Genomic DNA, 17754 nt, shown 5'->3' with positions numbered 1-17754 from the left:
CTATTTCCTGTATTCATTCTATCCGGAGGCTCTCTGTGACAGAAATCTCAAGTATGGTTATATCCCATAAAAAAGCGAAGGTTGAGGAAATGGAATCCGCCTGGCACGGAGATCTGGACGGGCTGCTCCATAACCTGTACAACCATGAGTATGTGTACGAGTGCGTCGTCTTAAAAACCTGCAACCGTGTTGAAATCTACATAGTTTCCCCCAAAAGCAGCAGTATACTTTTCTCTTTTGCAAAGGAAATGGGAGCTTCCACCCACATCATCGACTTTTATGGGCACGACGAGTCTCTGGAACACCTGCTCAGGCTTTCAGGGGGACTCGAGTCCATGATTGTAGGAGAAGACCAGATCCTGGGGCAGATAAAGGATCTCTATGCCTATTCCAAGAAAGCGGGAACAACTGGAAAAATCCTTGATACGGCTTTTGAAAAGGCTATCCAGGTGGGCAAGAAGATCCGGAACGAGACCCTGATCAATAAGGGTTCGGTTTCCATAGGTTCTGCAGCTGTAGACCTTGCTGAAGATATCTTCGGGGGGCTCACAGGAAAATCCGTGCTTGTTATCGGAGCCGGGGAAATAGGAGTCCTGGTTGCAAAGGCTCTTGCCGAAAAGGATATCGAAGCTATTTACATTGCAAACCGCACGTTTAAGAAAGCCGAAGAAATCGCCTACGAGCTAGGAGGTCACGCGGTCAAGCTTGATGATATCAGGTCCTATCTCCCGGGTGCGGATGTCGTGATCAGCGGCACTGGAGCTCCCCATTATATCCTTACGCGGGAGATTATTGAAAAAGCCGTGAAGGACAGGGACAGAAAACTCCTTCTTATCGATATCGCAAATCCCAGGGATATTGAGGAATCCGTCGCGGAGCTCGAAAATGTTGAGCTCTGCAATATCGATAACCTGAGGGTCATCAGTGAAAGGACCCTGAAGATGCGAAAAGAAGAAGCAAAAAAGGCTGAAGCCATTATCCAGGACGAAATCCGGCTTTTAAATCTCCAGTACAAACGCCAAAAAGCTGACCGTTTGATTTCCGAGCTTTACCGGCAGGTCTATGATGTCCGCGTAAGGGAACGGGAAAAAGCAGTTAACCGGCTCAGTGCCTATCATACTATAGGGGAGATCGAAACCGAGGTGCTTGATGATCTCACTCATTCAATTGTCAACAAGATCCTGGCCGAGCCTACCAAAGTCCTCCGCCAGGCTGCAGAACTCGGAAACGAAGAGTTTCTTGATGTGGTTTCAAAGGTCTTCTGCCTCGATAAAGACAGGGTGAGGGTTGAAAACGTGAAACCCGGCTGCACAAAAGAACAGGCACAGGTTAAAGAGCAATATGCTGTAAAAGATTAAGGCCGAAACGTAAAGGAAAGCAGAAGCAATTACAGGCAGAAATAATCTCCAAATTAAAGCAATTCACAGGTAAAGCAGTTAATATTTCTTAACGAATTCACAGGTAAAACAATTCATATTTCAGGAGTGATCACATGTTTCCAGAAGTCAGGTTAAGAAGGTTGAGGACGGGAAAAATCAGGGACCTTGTGCGGGAGACTACCTTATCCGCAAACGACCTGGTCATGCCTATTTTTGTAAACGAGAATATCGATTCCCCAGTTGAGATTTCCTCCATGCCCGGAATATACAATCTTCCTCTCTCAGAAGTTGCAAAAGAGGCAAAAGAGATTGCAGAGCTTGGGATTCCTGCAGTGATCCTTTTTGGAGTGCCTGCATTCAAGGACGCAGAGGGCAGCTCTTCCTGCGGGGAAACTGACGTCATTCAGGAAGCTGTCAGAAGAATCAAAGCCGAACTCGGAGACAAACTTGTAGTGATCACGGATATCTGCATGTGTGAGTATACGAGCCACGGGCACTGCGGGATAATCGACTTTGAAACTAAAGAAGTCCTTAACGACCCTACTCTTGAAGTCCTCGGGAGAATTGCTATCAGCCATGCAAAAGCCGGAGCTGATATGGTAGCTCCTTCGGGAATGATGGACGGAATGGTAGACGCAATCCGGCAGGCGCTTGACTTCAGCGGCTTTGAGAATATTCCTATTATGTCCTATGCCGCAAAATACCATTCTTCTTTCTACGGACCTTTCAGGGAAGCTGCTGAATCGGGTTATTCCTTCGGGGACCGCTCGACCTACCAGATGGACCCTGCAAACAGTGACGAGGCTCTCCGGGAAGTAACCCTTGATGTGGCAGAAGGGGCAGACATCCTGATGGTAAAGCCTGCGCTTCCCTACCTGGATATCATATACAGAGTTAAGAGTGAGTTCGGGATGCCAACAGCCGCATACAACGTAAGCGGGGAGTATTCCATGATCAAGGCAGCCGCAGCCAATGGATGGATTGATGAGAAAAAAGCCATGTACGAGTCCCTTATTTCGATCAAGAGGGCAGGGGCGGATTTCATCATTACTTACTTTGCAAAGGATGCTGCTCGGATGCTGAAGTAACTGCTTTCTTTTCAGGCATTCCTGTTTTTAGGAGGTTTCAGTCAGGGCTTTCTTTCCCGCCTCCTTTTCTTACCTTTTGTTTTTAAGCCTGTCTTTTGCCTGTATGCTATCATCAATGGTTGCTTCCATCAATAACTGCTTAATAGGTGAAGGCTCTGTTATAAAGATAATAAGGAGCACAGAAAAGAGCATTAGCTTAATCCAGAAGCTCACTCCTGAAAGCCCACTTGAAAAATAAAGCCTGCTTTGCTTAAAGATTAACTTTAAGTCAGGAATTTATTTCAGTCCGGGAATTGACCTTTATTTCAGGTCTTTTTAACTCAAAAGTCCCTTTAATTTACTCAATTTAATTTACTCAATTTAATCTAGTCAATTTAATTTACTCAAATTAATCTATTTACAGTCCTTTATTGAACATTTAAGTCCATCCGGTGAGATTTCCATGACGTTTGAGGTAACACTTGATAAGTCCAGACAGATGTATGAGAAAGCAAAGACCCTCATCCCTGGTGGGGTTAGCAGTCCGGTGCGCGCAATCAAACCCTATCCTTTCTATACCGCTTCTGCGGACGGTTCGAAGATAAGGGACCTTGACGGAAACGAATATATTGACTACTGCCTTGCCTACGGTCCTGCTATCCTCGGGCACAACCATCCGGTAATAAAGGAGGCAATAAAAACTCAGCTCGATAAAGGCTGGCTCTACGGAACTCCCACCGAGCTTGAGGTAACCCTCGCAGAAAAGGTTGCAGGCTATTATCCCAGCATTGATATGCTCCGTTTCGTTTCTACAGGCACGGAAGCCACCATGAGTGCCCTTCGCCTTGCCCGCGGCTTTACACGCAGAAATAAATTCATCAAGATTGAAGGTGGGTTTCACGGCGCCCATGATGCGGTGCTCGTAAAGGCCGGTTCAGGGGCTACTACCCTTGGAGAGCCCGATTCCCTCGGCATTCCTGCAGATTTCACCAAACATACCCTGCAGGCTCCCTATAACGATATTGAAACAATGACCGAACTTGTGGAAAAGAATAGGGACGATCTTGCAGCAGTGATCATAGAGCCTGTAATGGGGAATATAGGCCCTGTTCTCCCGTTACCCGGATACCTGGAAGAACTCAGAAAGCTCACGCTGGAAAATGATGTACTTCTCATTTTCGATGAGGTTATTACCGGGTTCAGGCTCGCAATGGGCGGGGCGCAGGAATACTTCGGGGTCGTGCCTGACATGACCACCCTCGGAAAGATCGTAGGCGGGGGCATGCCAATAGGGGTCTTTGGCGGCCGCCGGGAAATTATGGAAATGATCGCACCTTCCGGGCCTGTCTATCAGGCAGGGACCTTCAGCGGAAGCCCCTGCTCGGTGGCAGCTGGCATTGCCATGCTTGATTACCTGAAAGAGGAAAATATTCACGCAAAGCTGAATTCAACCGGAGATTACATGCGCACTGTGCTCTCGGAAATCGTTGAGGATGAAGGACTTGACTATAATGTGTGCGGAATTGCTTCCATGTTCAAGATTTTCTTCGGGGCAGAGCCTCATAATTACCAGGAGGTCCTGAAGTGTGACAAGGATGGCTACTTTGCATTCTTCCACAGGATGCTTGCAAGCGGGGTTTTCCTGCCTCCGTCCCAGTTTGAGACTAACTTCATATCTGCAGCCCACAGCGAAGAAGACCTTGAAAAGACCCTTGAAGCTTATATGGAAAATCTCTGAAGATTTTATCTTTTAAAACGTTTGAGGATTCCAAATGATCATAGGTACCCGGGGCAGCCAGCTTGCGCTTGCCCAGACCGAGAATGTTGCACGCCTTCTTAAGGAACAGGGCGTTGAAACCAGTATTAAGATTATAAAAACCAGCGGAGACCGGTTTACTGACCGTCCCCTGCATGCCGTATCCGGAGGAGTCGGGGCTTTTGTCCGGGAACTGGACGATGTCATGCTTGCAGGAGAGGTCGACATCGCTGTCCATTCGATGAAGGACATGCCCACAATCCGCCCGCCGGAGCTTCCTACTGCCGCAGTTCTGAAGCGTGACACTCCATTTGATGTCCTGATTACATACGATGGGACTACTCTTGACGAACTGCCTGAACAGTCCATTATAGGCACCAGCTCCCTGAGAAGGGCTGCCCAGATCAAGCGTTACAGGCCTGACCTTATTACTCAGGAGCTCAGAGGCAATATCGACACCAGGCTCAGGAGGCTTAAAGAAGGGCAGTATGACGGTATTCTGCTCGCGAAGGCAGGGTTTGAGCGTATGGGCTGGGACCTTGAAGGAGAAATCCTTTCCCCTGGGTTTTTCTGCCCTTCCCCGAACCAGGGCACGGTTGCAGTGGTGACAAGGGCAGGCACTGAGGCTGAAGCTGCGGTTTCCAAACTTGATCATACCGAGAGCCGGATTGTTACTGAACTCGAACGCATCCTGATCTCCGAACTTGGAGGGGGCTGTACAACTCCTATTGGCTCCTATGCCGAGCTTAAACCTGATAAGAAAGAAATTCATGTTCTGGCTGAAGTCCTTTCCCTGGATGGCAGAGAAGTTGTCCGGGTTGAGGAGTCTATCCCGATGATTGGTGGTATTGAGAGAGCCAGGAAACTGGGGCACAGGCTTGTGGAGATGGGGGGTAAGAGGCTGGCGGAAGAAGCGCTCCTTCAGATCTCCGGAGACGCCTGCGGTACAGAAGGTTCATACGATTATTGATACAGAGACTGCCCGCGGGCAGGAAATGGAGTTATGTAATGTATACTCTCACCGGACTTAAATTAAAAAACCCGACCATTCTTGCAGCCGGGGTGCTCGGGACAACCGGCGCTTCCCTCTGCAGGGTTGCGCGTGAAGGGGGCGCAGGTGCAGTTGTGACCAAATCCATAGGTCCCACCCCGAAAACCGGACACCACAACCCCAGCATGGTCAGGCTGGACTGCGGCTTTTTAAATGCCATGGGGCTTCCGAACCCTTCCTATCCCAGCTTCCTGCAGGAGCTCGAGTTTGCAAAAAATAACTCTCCAGCTCCGGTAATTGCAAGCATTTTCGGCGGGAATCCGTCTGAGTTTGCTGAAGTTGCTCAGGGCTTGCTTCCTGCAAAGCCTGATGCCTTCGAGCTGAACGTGAGCTGCCCCCACGCTGAAGGTTATGGGGCTGCAATCGGTTCAAACCCCTGCCTGGTAGAGGCAGTTACGGCGGCTGTGAAAGATGTTGTTAACGTTCCTGTCTGGGTCAAGCTGACCCCCAATGTTGCAGATATCACATGCATCGGAAATGCAGCAGAAGCCGGGGGCGCAGACGCTGTTGTTGCAATCAACACTTTAAAAGGAATGGCTATTGATATTGAATCCGGATATCCGGTGCTTGGAAACCGTTCAGGAGGGCTCTCTGGAAAGGCTGTCAAGCCCGTAGCCGTCAAATGCGTCTACGACCTCTACACTGCCCTGGAAATACCGGTGATCGGTGTAGGAGGAGTTTCTTCCTGGGAAGATGCCGTGGAAATGATGATGGCAGGGGCAACCGCTGTCCAGGTCGGGTCTGCGGTATATGACCGGGTGGATATCTTCTCTGAAATCGGTGCAGGAATAGAGGCTTTCCTCGAGAGGAAAGGTTATTCGGATATAAAGAAAATTATAGGGCTTGCCCACGAGATGGTCTGATGCTTCCTCTTAATGCTACAATAACACAGATAACTGAAGAATCCCCTGCTGTCAGGACTTTTTTCTTTGACCCCAGGTTTGAGGATATGGGGCCGGGGCAGTTTGTAATGGTCTGGATCAGGGGCGTGGACGAGATTCCTATGGGCCTTTCCAGAAATAATTCCATAACTGTCCAGAAGGTAGGGGAGGCAACCTCAAAGCTCTTTGAGTTAAAAGAAGGAGATTCTTTCGGGCTCAGGGGTCCTTTCGGAAAGGGCTTTACCCTTCCTGTTAAAGGCGAAAAAATACTTGTTATAGCTGGCGGGGTCGGAGCTGCTCCCCTATCTCCTTATGCCGAGGCAGCCTTTGCTGCAGGCGCTGAGGTGCATACTATTCTTGGAGCACGGAGTGCCGGAGACTTGCTTTTTGAAGGGCGATTTGAAGCTCTTGGAAAGGTTTATGTCTCTACCGACGACGGTTCAAAAGGAGTTAAAGGGTTTGTGACTGATGTCCTCAAAAGCCTTGACATGGCAGCCTATGACAGAATTTCAGTCTGCGGCCCTGAAATAATGATGTCTTCGGTTTTCAGGCTTCTTGAAGAGAGAAAGGCTCTGGAAAAGTCAGAGTTCAGCCTCCACCGCTATTTTAAATGCGGCATCGGAGTCTGCGGGGCATGCTGCATAGACCATTCCGGGCTTCGGGTCTGCAAGGACGGGCCTGTGTTTTCCGGGGTTCAACTCATTGGTTCGGAACTCGGAAAATATTCCCGGGATGCCAGTGGGCGAAGAGTTAAAATTTAAGTTTCTATATATCATTTAAAAAAATGAAAGAGAGCAGGTAAAAAGCTCCACGAATACAGGATGAGGAAGGCAAAGATATGATTGGAAGGTTCAGGTCAGGAGATAATATTTTTTATGGGGAAATCGAAGATGGGCGTGTGTATCCCAATGGAGGGATCTCTGCCGGGGCATTTGAACTCTCGGAACTTCGCGTTCTACCACCCTCATTCCCCTCTAAAATCGTCTGTGTTGGCCTGAACTATAAAGATCATGCCGAAGAACTTTCCATGGAAGTCCCTAAATCCCCTGTTCTTTTTTTAAAGCCTCCCTCTGCGGTTATAGGGCATGGGGACAAGATCATTTACCCTGCATCCAGTTCGAGGGTAGACTATGAAGCTGAACTCGCAGTCGTAATCGGAAAGCGCTGCAAGAATATTTCAGCCGAAAAAGCCGAAGACGTGATTGCAGGTTATACCTGTTTTAATGATGTGACTGCACGTGATCTCCAGCAAAAGGACGGGCAGTGGACAAGAGCAAAGAGTTTTGATACTTTTGCAGCATTCGGGCCCTATATAGTCTCTACAGAAGAAATTGATGTTGCTGATGTAAAGATTGCCTGCAGGGTAAACGGGGAAACCAGACAGGAATCAAGCACTTCAAACCTGATTTTTGATATTCCTTATCTCATTGAATTCATTACCGAGATTATGACCCTGGAAGTTGGGGATGTAATAGCTACCGGTACACCTCCTGGAGTTGGTGAACTGCACAGAGGAGATACTGTGGAAGTTGAAATCCAGGGAATCGGAAAACTTAGTAACGAGGTTGTCTGATGCTTCTTGAGCAAATTGGAACTGAACTTGACCTTGCAGAGCGCCACCTGATTGTGCTCAAAAAGGTAATTGAAGAAGGTCCCATAGGAATCCTTAAACTTGCAGAAGTTACCGGGATGCAGAACCATAAGGTGCGTTATTCCCTGAGAGTCCTTGAGCAGGCAAATCTTATCAAGCCTTCAGCTCAGGGTGCGGTGCCAGGGGATGCTGTCCCTAAATTCCTGCAGGATTTTGAGCGGGAACTAGGTAGTATCAATGAGAAAGTGTCCCGGATACGGGGAATTGAAGTCTCTATTCCGAAGTAAAGGCTTTTGTCTTTGAAAACCCTTTCTGGATGTGCTTTTTTGCAATCCGGGCTTTTCTCCGGAGTTCCGGGCTTCGGTGACTTTTTATAATCCTATTTACATGTTTTTTCCGCAATCACCGGATTCAGCGCATCTTATGGATTTATCCCTTTTTGTGGGTTTATCTATTCAGTTGAACTTGTGTGATATTCTTGTCTCATCTAATCAAGATTTAATCCATGTTTATTTTTGGAGAAGCTCCTATGACCTTAAGTCCTGAAGATCTTAAATCAATAGAAAAATATGCCCTTCAAAATGCTGTAAAATACGGAAAAGCCCCCCAGCCAAAAGCTGTAATGGGCAAGGTAATGGGGGAGTACCCTCAGCTAAGGGCCGATCCCAATGCCGTCTCTGCGGCACTTGAAGCTATTGTTTCAGAAATTGCTAATGGAAACCCTGAAGCCTGGGAAGCCCGGCTGTCGGAAATTGCTCCAGAGCTCATAGAAGCCCTGAGTGTAAAGAAAGAGCCTGACAAGGGTTTAAAACCCCTCGAAGGGGCAGAGACCGGGAAAGTCGTAATGCGCTTTGCCCCTAACCCCAACGGGCCCGGGACCATGGGCAGCGCAAGGGGCATGGTAGTCAATTCCGAGTACGTAAAGATCTATGAAGGCAAGTTTATCCTGCGTTTTGACGATACCGATCCTGATATAAAGCGCCCCATGCTTGAAGCCTATACCTGGTATCTGGACGACTTCAAATGGCTCGGAGTTGTGCCTGACCAGGTTGTCTATGCCTCTGACCATTTCCCTATGTATTATGATTATGCAAAAAAGCTAATTGAGATGGGAAAAGCCTACGTCTGTTTCTGTAAAGGGGAGGACTTCAAACAGTTTAAGGATGCTAAACAGGCCTGCCCGCACAGGGACACCAGCCCTGAAGAAAACCTCATGCACTGGGAAAAGATGCTTGCCGGGGAATATGAAGACCAGCAGGCTGTGCTGCGGATCAAGACCGATATCAAACATAAGGACCCTGCTTTGAGGGACTGGGGTGCATTCAGGATTAGAAAAATGTCCCACCCCCGCCCTGAAATCGGAAACAAATACGTTGTCTGGCCCCTTCTGGACTTTGCAGGCGCTATCGAAGACCATGAGCTCGGCATGACACATATCATCCGGGGCAAAGACCTTATGGACAGCGAAAAGCGGCAGGGCTACATCTACAAATACTTTGGCTGGACATACCCGAAGACCACCCACTGGGGTAGGGTCAAGATCCACGAGTTCGGAAAGTTCAGCACGAGTACCCTGCGCAAATCCATTGAATCCGGAGAATACAGCGGCTGGGACGACCCCCGCCTGCCAACAATCCGGGCAATCAGGCGCCGTGGGATAAGAGCTGAAGCTCTCAAAAAGTTCATGATCGAAATGGGAGTCGGGATGACTGACGTGAGTATCAGCATGGAGTCTCTTTACGCCGAAAACCGTAAAATCGTGGACCCCATTGCAAATAGGTACTTCTTTGTCTGGGACCCGGTAGAACTGGAAATTACCGATTCAGAGCCTGCAGTTGCTAAACTTCCGCTCCACCCCACTGATCATGCAAGAGGTGTAAGGGAAATTGCCGTAGAAAATAAGGTACTTGTCTGTAAGGACGATGTAGAAAAACTTGAAGTGGGCTCTGTCCTCCGCTTAAAAGATTTCTGTAATATCGAAATCACTTCCCTTTCCCCGCTACAGGCAAAACGCTCTGATGTTTCTCTTGAAGCCCTTAAAAAAGCAAAAGCAAAAATCCTCCACTGGGCTCCCGTTGACGGAATTTCTGTTAAAGTCCGAGGTCCTGAAGGCGATATCGAAGGAATAGGAGAACACGGGATTGCAGCCGAACTTGACAACATCGTCCAGTTCGAGAGATTCGGATTCTGTAGAATTGATGCCGTAGATGGAGAAAAAGTTGTGGCTTATTTTGCCCACAAGTGATTCCGGAAAATGTGAAGGACAGGGGAAAGAAGAAGGACAGAAAAACTGTCCCTTCTGCTTCCTCTCCTGTTTTCTATTTTTATATTACTGTTATTGTTACCTTCTCCGCTTCAGGATATAAGCCGCTCCTGCCGCCAGAACTGTAAATCCAAGACCCGGTCCAGGAGCTCCGTTTTCTTCTGGAGCTTCTGTTTCATTAGTTTCATTTCCTTCCCCTGCGGTTTCGTTTTCTTCTGTCTGTTCTTCTACAGGGGTTCCAGTCTCATTTCCTGCGCCTTCTCTGTCTGCCAGGCCCTGCTCGTAAGCTTCAGCATCCAGTTTGCTTTCGAGGGATGTGACAGCATTTGGAACTTTCGGGAAAAGCGGGGAGTTATCGGATCCGCCTCCGGTTACCTCGTATGAGACATCACATATTCCATTGCTGTTTCCATCCACGCAGGTTTCACTGTAACCGGTCCCTTCAAGGTCTGCCCAGAAATTACCGCCAATATAAGGGCCCCGGACAAGGTTACTTTTGGTTGAGAGGGTACTCTGCCAGGTGTTGTCTGCGTTTACGGTGTTTTCTTCTACATTTTCTGCGTTTTTGAAGTAGTTATTAAAGATAATGTTCCTGCGGCTCTCTTCAAGGGAGATCCCGAAACCGTAGTTATAAGCAACGAGGTTGTCCTGGATCGTGTTTGAGTCCGAGCCTTCGAGCCTTATCCCTATTTCATTCAGGGTTATGGTGTTGCCGTTTATGTTATTATTTCCCGCTTCCTGCAGCAGAATCCCGTATTCTGAGTTTCTGGCTCTGTTATTGTTGATATAGCAGTTATTGGCTCCTGTAAGCAAAATTCCGGCTTTCTTTGAATCCTCCACCCCAAATCCGCTGAAAGTTACCCTTTCCGCAGTTATTTCTACGGTACTTTCTGCAGGGTCAGCTGCCTTTACAATCGTATTGTTAGGGTTCCTCGAGTCTGACCAGATTCTCACCTGCCTGTCTATTTTGAGGTTTTCAACATAAGTCCCGGGGCTTACAAAAATAGTATCTCCGGCTTTTGCGGCATCCACTGCAGCCTGTATTGTTGTATAGCCCCCTTCGGTTTCAGAATCCACGTTTAAGTTTGCTGCAGAAACGGCAGAGCATGTGCATATGACTGCCAGAATAAATGCAGTTGCTACTATTTTTAATACCTGTAAATTCCTTTCTTTCATTCTTTCCATCTTTAGTTCCCCTTTTACTCTTCCATTTCTTTATGGTTCTTTCATTCGTTTTTATCGTTTTAGAAACCGTTAATTTCCTCTTTTCCGAATTTCCTCTGTTTCTCAGGAACGGATCTTATCTCTTTTTCAGAAATGAATCTTGTTTGTTTTTCAGAGCTAATTCTTTCAATATTTTATCAGGAAAACAATTTTGTCCTGAAAAGATATATCTTTGGAATCACAAGTTCTGAACAATCATCCTTGAAAAGTAATATCTAAAAGATTACAGAAGCGAAGTTTGTTTAAACTAACAGTTAATGATTTCCAAAAGTTATCTTTATGATGGACTGAGTATTCCTACTTATCAGATTTCGAAAATATCAAGTCTTGAAACCTGACTACCTATAAATGCTCGAAATGCTTGCAGTTGTAAATGACTGCAGTCATAAAGTATAACCTAAAACCCTTATATCTAAAGTAAAACCTGAAACCCTTATATCTGAATTGTTTTATTCTTGTCTCGAATGGAGGCTTAAAATGGATGAAAAAATTGCGCCCCAACTTGAAGAGCTAACCAGGGCGCTTGGAGACATTGAAAAGAGTGGTATCCGGGCAGAATTCGATAAACTTCTTGCTTTTCGCGTACCTCCGGAAGTTGCAAAGGAGAGTATCCTCCGAAAGTTTGGTGGAAAAAGGAAAGTCCTGAAGGTAAAAGACCTTTCAGCTTCCCTTAAGAATTTTGAAATAACAGGCAGAATCCTGGATCTAGGGGAAAAGGCACTTCGTCCTCAGGAAGGGGGGCATGAGGGGCCTTCCAGATTGTATACCGGGGTTCTTGCAGACGAAACGGGTTCTGTCATGTTTTCCTCATGGAGGGAGTTGCCGGGCTCGGTTGGAGATGTTATCAATGTCAGGAACGCCTATACTCGCCTCTGGCAGAACAGGATAAGGCTTTCTATAGGGGAGCAATCTCTGGTATCTAAAGTTTCTGACTCTTCACTCCCTCCGCTTTCCGAACTTTCCGAAAGTCCCGCAAAAAAATTGATTGATATCGGTGCTGCGGATTTTTCCGTTAGAACCGTAGCCTGTGTACTTCAGCTTTCTCACAGAGAAGTTCTGGTCAGGGGTAAGCAGTCTAAAGTGATTTCCGGCGTGCTTGCGGATGAGACCGGCAGGCTGCCTTTCAGCGCCTGGGTTGAACTTCCGGGCATTGACATAGGAAGCATAATCCGGATAGAAGGGGCCCAGATCCGCATGTTCAGGGGAATGCCTTCGATCAATATCCTCAGCAGTACTAAAGTCTCTTCAGTAGGGTCTGAAGAAGCTGAAAGTCTTGCTTTTACTTTCGAGTCCGCAGCAAAAGACCCTGCCCCCTTTAAAATAGAAGAAATAGACTCAAGAGACAGTATGTTCGATATAGCTGCTGCAGGCAATGTTGTTTCAGTCCGACCGGGTTCCGGAATCATTTCCCGCTGTCCGGAGTGCAGCCGTGTGGTTCAGAAATCAAATTGCAGGGCACATGGCAAGGTGGAAGGCGTAAGAGATATGCGAATTAAGGCTATACTGGATGATGGGACAGGGGCTATGTCAGTCATGTTTCCAAGGGAACTTGCAGAATCTATCTACGGGAAGACCCTTGAGGAAGCCGAACAGCTCATGTTTTCTGATATTTCTAAAGATGCGGTCTATGAAGACCTGAGACGGTTCCTTACCGGCCGTTACCTGGCAGTACGCGGGAATTCTTCAAAGGGAGAGTATGGAATTTCTTTTGTTGCAGAAAGTGCCTGGGTGCCCGAAGATGACCTCGCTGTTAGAGTTGTTGAATTATTACACAGGCTCGGGCAGGATGAAGAGGATCCGGGTTCAGAGGTTTCCGGGGGAGGGATAAGCCTTGCTTAAGAGAGAAGTTGCAAAAAGGGTTTTTGCAAAAGAATTTGAAGCCTGCAGGGAGCTTGAGAAATCGGCAAGATCCGCGTCCGAAACAGCTGATTCAAAATCCCCCAACCTGCTTATCAGCCCCCTGGGGCTTATTCTCAACCGTGTCTTTGCAATTGGTGTGCTTACCGAACTCGACAGTATAGGTACACAAAATGAAATGTGGAAAGCCCGGATAGTTGACCCAACGGGAGCTTTTACGGTATATGCAGGGCAGTACCAGCCTGATGCTTCCATTTTCTTTTCAACGGTTCAGGTCCCTGCTTTCATAGCACTTACCGGAAAAGCCAGAATTTACGAACCCGAACCGGGCTCTGTTTTTATCTCAATCCGGGCAGAAGAGGCAAACGTTGTAGACGAAGAGCTCCGCAATAGGTGGGTTGTGGATACTGCAGAACAGGCCGTTGACAGGCTTGAGGCTTTTTCGGATGCTCTCGCATGCGGATACCATGGGGAAACACTCAGGGAATACCTGCTTGAGAGAGGAATTTCCGAAGAGCTTGCGGAAGGGATATCCATTGCCCTTGAAAGGGAACGCGCCCCTCAGGAATTTGCTAAACAGCTCAGGGCTTCTATCCGGGAAGGTCTCAGCGCTCTGAACTTCGAATCCGAAGATCCTGCAGGAGCCAAGGCTGACCAGAAGGAGTTCGTACTTGAGCTGCTCAGGGAAATGGGTGGAGGCAAGGGAGTTGATTACGCTAGTTTTGTAGATGCCGCAATCTCAAGAGGCGTCCCTGAAGAGTTAGTAGAAGAAGTTGTCCGTTCTCTTCTTTCGGGAGGGCAGTGTTACGAACCGAAGATCGGAATTATAAGGCTTGTAGGTTAATCGTGTGGAGTAGAGCTTTAAAGATCCTAATATTAGGAAAATCCGCCTCTAAAAACATGTGATAATGCTTAAGTGTGATTAAGTTGATTGGTATTCTTTGTTAAAATTTAGCATCTCACGTTTATCGTATTTATCTGGAGAAATTAACATGAAAGTATTGGTCAGCGACTCACTCTCCAATGAAGGTTTGGAGATTCTGAAAAAATATTTTACTGTTGACGTTTGTACCGGTCTCTCCGAAGACGAGCTGGTGGAAAAGATCGGGGCCTACGATGCCCTTGTAATACGCAGCGGCACTCAGGTTACTCAGAGAGTCATCGAGGCTGCTGACAGCCTGAAAATTATCGGAAGGGCAGGAGTCGGAGTCGACAATGTCGATGTTGACGCAGCCACCAAGAAAGGAATCATTGTAGCCAATGCTCCCGAAGGAAATATGATTTCGGCAGCAGAGCACACAATTGCTATGATGATGTCGATGTCCAGGAATATCCCTCAGGCAAACGCTTCCCTGAAATCCAGGGAATGGAAGCGCAACAAGTTCACGGGCGTTGAGGTCAAGGGCAAGACACTGGGAGTTGTAGGGCTCGGAAGAATCGGGTCTGAAGTCGCAAAGCGGGCTTCAGGGCTTGAGATGAACCTTATGGGGTATGACCCTTTCATTTCCGAGAAGCGGGCTGCCGAACTCGGAGTCAAGCTGGCTACAGTTAATGAAATTGCAAAAGAGGCTGACTACATCACAGTGCACACTCCACTTATCAAGGAAACCAGAAATATCCTTGATGACGAGCAGTTCGCCCTCATGAAGCCAGGGGTCAAGATCATCAACTGTGCCCGCGGCGGTATCATCAGCGAAGAAGCCCTTACAAGAGCCCTTGAAAGTGGAAAGGTCGGCGGGGCAGCCTTAGATGTTTTTGTTGAGGAACCACCTTTTGACAATCCTCTTCTGAAATTTGACAACGTCATTGTAACTCCGCATCTCGGTGCCTCCACACAGGAAGCTCAGGTTAATGTTGCAATCGACATCGCCAGGGAAGTAGTCTCCGTCCTTACTGGCGGGCTTGCAAAGAACGCAATCAATATCCCCTCGGTGAAGCCCGAAGCTATGGCAGTCCTTGCTCCATACATCAGGCTCGCAGAGCTCATGGGTAAAATTGCAGGGCAGCTTGTAGACGGCAATTACGAAAAGGTAGAAATCGCGTACAATGGGGAAATCTCCGGAAAAGACACCAGGCCCCTTACAGTCTCTGCCCTCAAAGGGCTGCTTGAAATGGCTCTCGGTTCCGGGGTAAATTACGTCAATGCTCCTATCCTTGCGAAGTCCAGAAAGATCGCAGTAGTGGAAAGCAAGTCCGAATCTGCAGAAGAGTATTCTTCAACTGTCAGTATCAGGCTCACCAGCGGAGAAACGGCGAAGCTGGTTGCCGGAACTGTTGTTGGAGATGAGCCCAAGATTGTCTCCGTTGATGATGACAGTGTAGACATCTTCCCCGCAGGCCGTATGATCTTTGCCAAGCACATTAACAAACCGAATGTTATCGGACCCTGTTGTATGGTTCTTGGTAAAAACAACATCAACATTTCAGGCATGCAGGTCGGAAGGGCGGAAGTCGGAGGCGTTACCATGATGGTCCTTAACGTGGATGTCGATGTCTCTGATGCAATCCTTGAAGAGGTAAGGCAGGTCCCTGGAATCATCAATGCCAAGCTTGTGACCCTCTGAATTCGTTCATCAGTAAATTGTAGTAAAAATATTCCGAAAAACATTTCACTTCGGTACAGGCTTAAATTTCATTTCTGTGCCGGAGATATTCAATTTTTTTTTCGGAATTCTTCAAATGTGAAACTGCACCCTGTGGGACTTATATACTATACTGCCCCTCCCAGCGCAGTTATTTCTCGAGGTTCATGAATGGAAGAACTTAAACGTGTTGTTTCGGCCCCTTTTAAAAAAAATCTTACCGGTTCTCTCCCGGAAAAAGACTTTGAGTTTTCCCTTGCCTTTGATCTGAAATGGTTTTCCCCGAAGACTGCTTCTGAGATAAAGGGCCGCGCCCTTGAAGCAGGCCTGCTTTCCCTTAAGGACGGTGCACTTTTACCCTGTTTTGATGTTGAGAGTGTCCGGCTTCCCCATGCTTTTAAACCTCCTGAAGATTTTCTCGAACTCAACAAGAAACCCGGAAAACCAGATAAATCTTCTGCAGGTCGTCACAGGGAAGAAATATCCTTTGAACAGATCCTTGATTTCGTTTCCGCGGATACGGGCGTAAACAGACAACGGCTTGTTTCCGAAATCAATTCCATGCAGGATAGGCTTGCTTATCTTGTGGATATCCGGATAGTGGCACTTATTGTGGCAAGAAAGTTCGGATGCGAAATAGAGGGGATACTTGGGAAGGTTTCCATGGTTGTTCCTGGTTCTTCAGATTACGCATAATCTTTATGTACTAGAAATGTTATTCACATCATACCATCCGACTAATCGCTTGATCTTTAATTTGCTGCCCCTATCTTCAGAGTCGCGGCAGCTATAGCGATGTTCGAACGCGATAGGGAATTTTTTTCCGCGTGAGTGAGATTTCATACTAATCTTGCGGAGGGACATACATTGGGTAAAAAATCACTGGTAAAACTAGTAAGAAAAACAAATCCAAGAATCGTTTCCCTGATTCTTACCCTGAAAGAGAGGGCAAATGGAGATTCTGCCCCCATCTGGAAGGATATAGCGAAACGTCTTGAGGCGCCGTCCAGAAACTATGCGGCTGTGAATATAAGCAAGATCAACAGGCACACTGCTGAAGATGATGTCCTGCTTATCCCCGGAAAAGTCCTGGGTGCAGGTCTCCTTGATCATTCTGTTACGGTTGCGGCTGTAACATTCAGCGAATCCGCAGTTGAAAAAATAACTGAAGCCGGCGGCAAGTGCCTGAGTCTCGAGGAGATCATGGAAGCAAATCCAAAAGGGTCCGGTATCCGGATTTTCCGCTGAGGTGACAAGATGACGGTTATCGATGCAAATGGACTTATTCTGGGGCGTCTTGCAAGTACAGTTGCAAAACAGTTGCTTTCAGGAGACGAAAAGGTTTATATTATAAATGCCGAAAAAGCCATCATTTCTGGCGCAAGGGCAGCCACCCTTAGAGAGTACCGGGAGACCCGAGAAAGGGGTGCAACGGAATTCGGGCCTTACTTCCCGAAGCGTCCGGACCGCATCCTGAAGAGGACTATTCGTGGCATGCTGCCCTATAAGAAATCAAGAGGCAAGGATGCAATGTCCAGGCTCAAAGTCTATGTAGGTGTCCCCTATGAACTTAAGGGTGCTGAAACGATCGCCATCGCAGATGCCGACATGAGGCTTCTGAGTTCCAACAAGTACATGGAGCTTGGTGAAGTGAGCCAGAAAATGGGTTCAAAGTTCTAATGGGTGAGTCCTCATGGTCAAAGTAGTTAATTCATCTGGAAAGCACAAGACTGCAACTGCACGTGCAACAGTCATGAAAGGTACCGGTAAGGTCAGGATCAACAAAATTCCACTCGAGCTCTATACTCCTGAGCTTGCAATGATGAAGATCTCCGAACCTCTGCTAATCGCAGGAAATGAAGTAGTTTCCGGGCTTGACATCAATGTCGATGTTCGGGGCGGCGGAATCGTCGGGCAGGCTAATGCGGTAAGGACCGCTGTTGCTCGTGGGATTGTGGAATGGACAAATGACACAATCATCAGAGACAACTTCGCAACCTACGACCGCAGTTTACTTGTAAGCGATTCCAGGCAGAAAGAATCAAAGAACTTTGGTGGGCCTGGAGCAAGGGCTAAATACCAGAAATCTTACAGGTAAGGACA

17 protein-coding genes are annotated in these 17754 nt (G+C 47.5%); 16 read left to right on the top strand and 1 reads right to left on the bottom strand.

Features of this window, described 5'->3' with window-relative positions:
• Positions 1–35 precede the first annotated feature (35 nt).
• From hemA to EO93_RS06650, 9 genes are all read left to right on the top strand, one after another.
• The gene (hemA, locus tag EO93_RS06690) at positions 36–1358 is read left to right on the top strand and encodes a glutamyl-tRNA reductase (RefSeq protein ID WP_048134419.1); all 1323 of its coding nucleotides are present in this window, start codon (positions 36–38) and stop codon (positions 1356–1358) included.
• Positions 1359–1492: 134 nt separating this feature from the next.
• A complete protein-coding gene (gene hemB / locus EO93_RS06685) occupies positions 1493–2467 on the top strand; it encodes a porphobilinogen synthase (RefSeq protein ID WP_048134422.1) in 975 nt (324 codons plus the stop codon).
• A gap of 442 nt (positions 2468–2909) precedes the next feature.
• Positions 2910–4184 carry a glutamate-1-semialdehyde 2,1-aminomutase gene (hemL, locus tag EO93_RS06680; RefSeq protein WP_048134424.1) on the top strand — a complete coding sequence of 425 codons (1275 nt, stop codon included), beginning with the start codon at positions 2910–2912 and terminating at the stop codon, positions 4182–4184.
• Between the two features lie 34 nt (positions 4185–4218).
• Positions 4219–5172 (top strand): hydroxymethylbilane synthase, encoded by a 954-nt coding sequence (gene hemC / locus EO93_RS06675; protein WP_048134426.1) that lies wholly within the window; start codon positions 4219–4221, stop codon positions 5170–5172.
• A gap of 38 nt (positions 5173–5210) precedes the next feature.
• Positions 5211–6116, top strand: coding sequence for a dihydroorotate dehydrogenase (locus EO93_RS06670; RefSeq protein ID WP_048161604.1), 906 nt, complete (start codon positions 5211–5213; stop codon positions 6114–6116).
• Positions 6116–6895 (top strand): dihydroorotate dehydrogenase electron transfer subunit, encoded by a 780-nt coding sequence (locus tag EO93_RS06665; RefSeq protein ID WP_048161596.1) that lies wholly within the window; start codon positions 6116–6118, stop codon positions 6893–6895. The genes EO93_RS06670 and EO93_RS06665 overlap by 1 nt, the downstream gene beginning before the upstream one ends.
• 77 nt (positions 6896–6972) lie before the next feature.
• Complete coding sequence (locus tag EO93_RS06660; protein ID WP_048134432.1) at positions 6973–7707, top strand: fumarylacetoacetate hydrolase family protein; 735 nt, start codon at positions 6973–6975, stop codon at positions 7705–7707.
• On the top strand, positions 7707–8012 hold the full coding sequence (locus tag EO93_RS06655; protein WP_048134434.1) for a hypothetical protein: 306 nt from the start codon (positions 7707–7709) through the stop codon (positions 8010–8012). The genes EO93_RS06660 and EO93_RS06655 overlap by 1 nt, the downstream gene beginning before the upstream one ends.
• Before the next feature lie 242 nt (positions 8013–8254).
• Positions 8255–9970, top strand: coding sequence for a glutamate--tRNA ligase (locus EO93_RS06650; RefSeq protein WP_048161636.1), 1716 nt, complete (start codon positions 8255–8257; stop codon positions 9968–9970).
• Positions 9971–10066: 96 nt separating this feature from the next.
• Here EO93_RS06650 and EO93_RS06645 read toward each other — a convergent pair whose 3' ends face one another.
• Positions 10067–11173: a nitrous oxide reductase family maturation protein NosD gene (locus tag EO93_RS06645; protein WP_048161595.1), complete on the bottom strand. Its 1107-nt coding sequence runs from the start codon at positions 11171–11173 to the stop codon at positions 10067–10069.
• A gap of 516 nt (positions 11174–11689) precedes the next feature.
• Between EO93_RS06645 and EO93_RS06640 the strand changes: the two genes are divergently transcribed.
• The 7 genes from EO93_RS06640 to EO93_RS06610 all read left to right on the top strand — a co-directional run bounded on the left by EO93_RS06640 (position 11690) and on the right by EO93_RS06610 (position 17749).
• Entirely contained in the window at positions 11690–13051 is a 1362-nt protein-coding gene (locus EO93_RS06640) for a Single-stranded DNA binding protein (RefSeq protein WP_048161594.1), read from the top strand.
• Positions 13044–13913: an RPA family protein gene (locus EO93_RS06635; protein WP_048134439.1), complete on the top strand. Its 870-nt coding sequence runs from the start codon at positions 13044–13046 to the stop codon at positions 13911–13913. The genes EO93_RS06640 and EO93_RS06635 overlap by 8 nt, the downstream gene beginning before the upstream one ends.
• Before the next feature lie 148 nt (positions 13914–14061).
• A complete protein-coding gene (gene serA / locus EO93_RS06630; protein WP_048161593.1) occupies positions 14062–15633 on the top strand; it encodes a phosphoglycerate dehydrogenase in 1572 nt (523 codons plus the stop codon).
• A 189-nt stretch (positions 15634–15822) separates the two neighbouring features.
• Entirely contained in the window at positions 15823–16347 is a 525-nt protein-coding gene (locus EO93_RS06625) for a DUF2240 family protein (RefSeq protein WP_048161591.1), read from the top strand.
• Positions 16348–16518: 171 nt separating this feature from the next.
• Complete coding sequence (locus tag EO93_RS06620) at positions 16519–16899, top strand: 50S ribosomal protein L18e (protein WP_048134446.1); 381 nt, start codon at positions 16519–16521, stop codon at positions 16897–16899.
• 9 nt (positions 16900–16908) lie between these two features.
• Complete coding sequence (locus EO93_RS06615) at positions 16909–17331, top strand: 50S ribosomal protein L13 (RefSeq protein ID WP_048134447.1); 423 nt, start codon at positions 16909–16911, stop codon at positions 17329–17331.
• A 13-nt stretch (positions 17332–17344) separates the two neighbouring features.
• Positions 17345–17749, top strand: coding sequence for a 30S ribosomal protein S9 (locus EO93_RS06610; RefSeq protein ID WP_048134449.1), 405 nt, complete (start codon positions 17345–17347; stop codon positions 17747–17749).
• The last annotated feature ends 5 nt before the right edge of the window (positions 17750–17754 follow it).

This window comes from Methanosarcina sp. 1.H.A.2.2 (genome assembly GCF_000979975.1).
Classification (GTDB): Archaea; Halobacteriota; Methanosarcinia; order Methanosarcinales; family Methanosarcinaceae; genus Methanosarcina.
This window is presented reverse-complemented; position numbering and strand designations above follow the sequence as displayed.

Bases quoted from the DNA above. Each gene is read 5' to 3' on its own strand.
- EO93_RS06670 (WP_048161604.1), top strand. From the start codon at position 5,211: ATGTATACTCTCACCGGACTTAAATTAAAAAACCCGACCATTCTTGCA.
- EO93_RS06665 (WP_048161596.1), top strand. From the start codon at position 6,116: ATGCTTCCTCTTAATGCTACAATAACACAGATAACTGAAGAATCCCCT.
- EO93_RS06645 (WP_048161595.1), bottom strand. From the start codon at position 11,173: ATGGAAAGAATGAAAGAAAGGAATTTACAGGTATTAAAAATAGTAGCA.
- EO93_RS06615 (WP_048134447.1), top strand. From the start codon at position 16,909: ATGACGGTTATCGATGCAAATGGACTTATTCTGGGGCGTCTTGCAAGT.
- EO93_RS06625 (WP_048161591.1), top strand. From the start codon at position 15,823: ATGGAAGAACTTAAACGTGTTGTTTCGGCCCCTTTTAAAAAAAATCTT.
- EO93_RS06610 (WP_048134449.1), top strand. From the start codon at position 17,345: ATGGTCAAAGTAGTTAATTCATCTGGAAAGCACAAGACTGCAACTGCA.
- hemC (WP_048134426.1), top strand. From the start codon at position 4,219: ATGATCATAGGTACCCGGGGCAGCCAGCTTGCGCTTGCCCAGACCGAG.
- EO93_RS06650 (WP_048161636.1), top strand. From the start codon at position 8,255: ATGACCTTAAGTCCTGAAGATCTTAAATCAATAGAAAAATATGCCCTT.
- EO93_RS06640 (WP_048161594.1), top strand. From the start codon at position 11,690: ATGGATGAAAAAATTGCGCCCCAACTTGAAGAGCTAACCAGGGCGCTT.
- hemL (WP_048134424.1), top strand. From the start codon at position 2,910: ATGACGTTTGAGGTAACACTTGATAAGTCCAGACAGATGTATGAGAAA.
- EO93_RS06660 (WP_048134432.1), top strand. From the start codon at position 6,973: ATGATTGGAAGGTTCAGGTCAGGAGATAATATTTTTTATGGGGAAATC.
- hemB (WP_048134422.1), top strand. From the start codon at position 1,493: ATGTTTCCAGAAGTCAGGTTAAGAAGGTTGAGGACGGGAAAAATCAGG.
- EO93_RS06655 (WP_048134434.1), top strand. From the start codon at position 7,707: ATGCTTCTTGAGCAAATTGGAACTGAACTTGACCTTGCAGAGCGCCAC.
- serA (WP_048161593.1), top strand. From the start codon at position 14,062: ATGAAAGTATTGGTCAGCGACTCACTCTCCAATGAAGGTTTGGAGATT.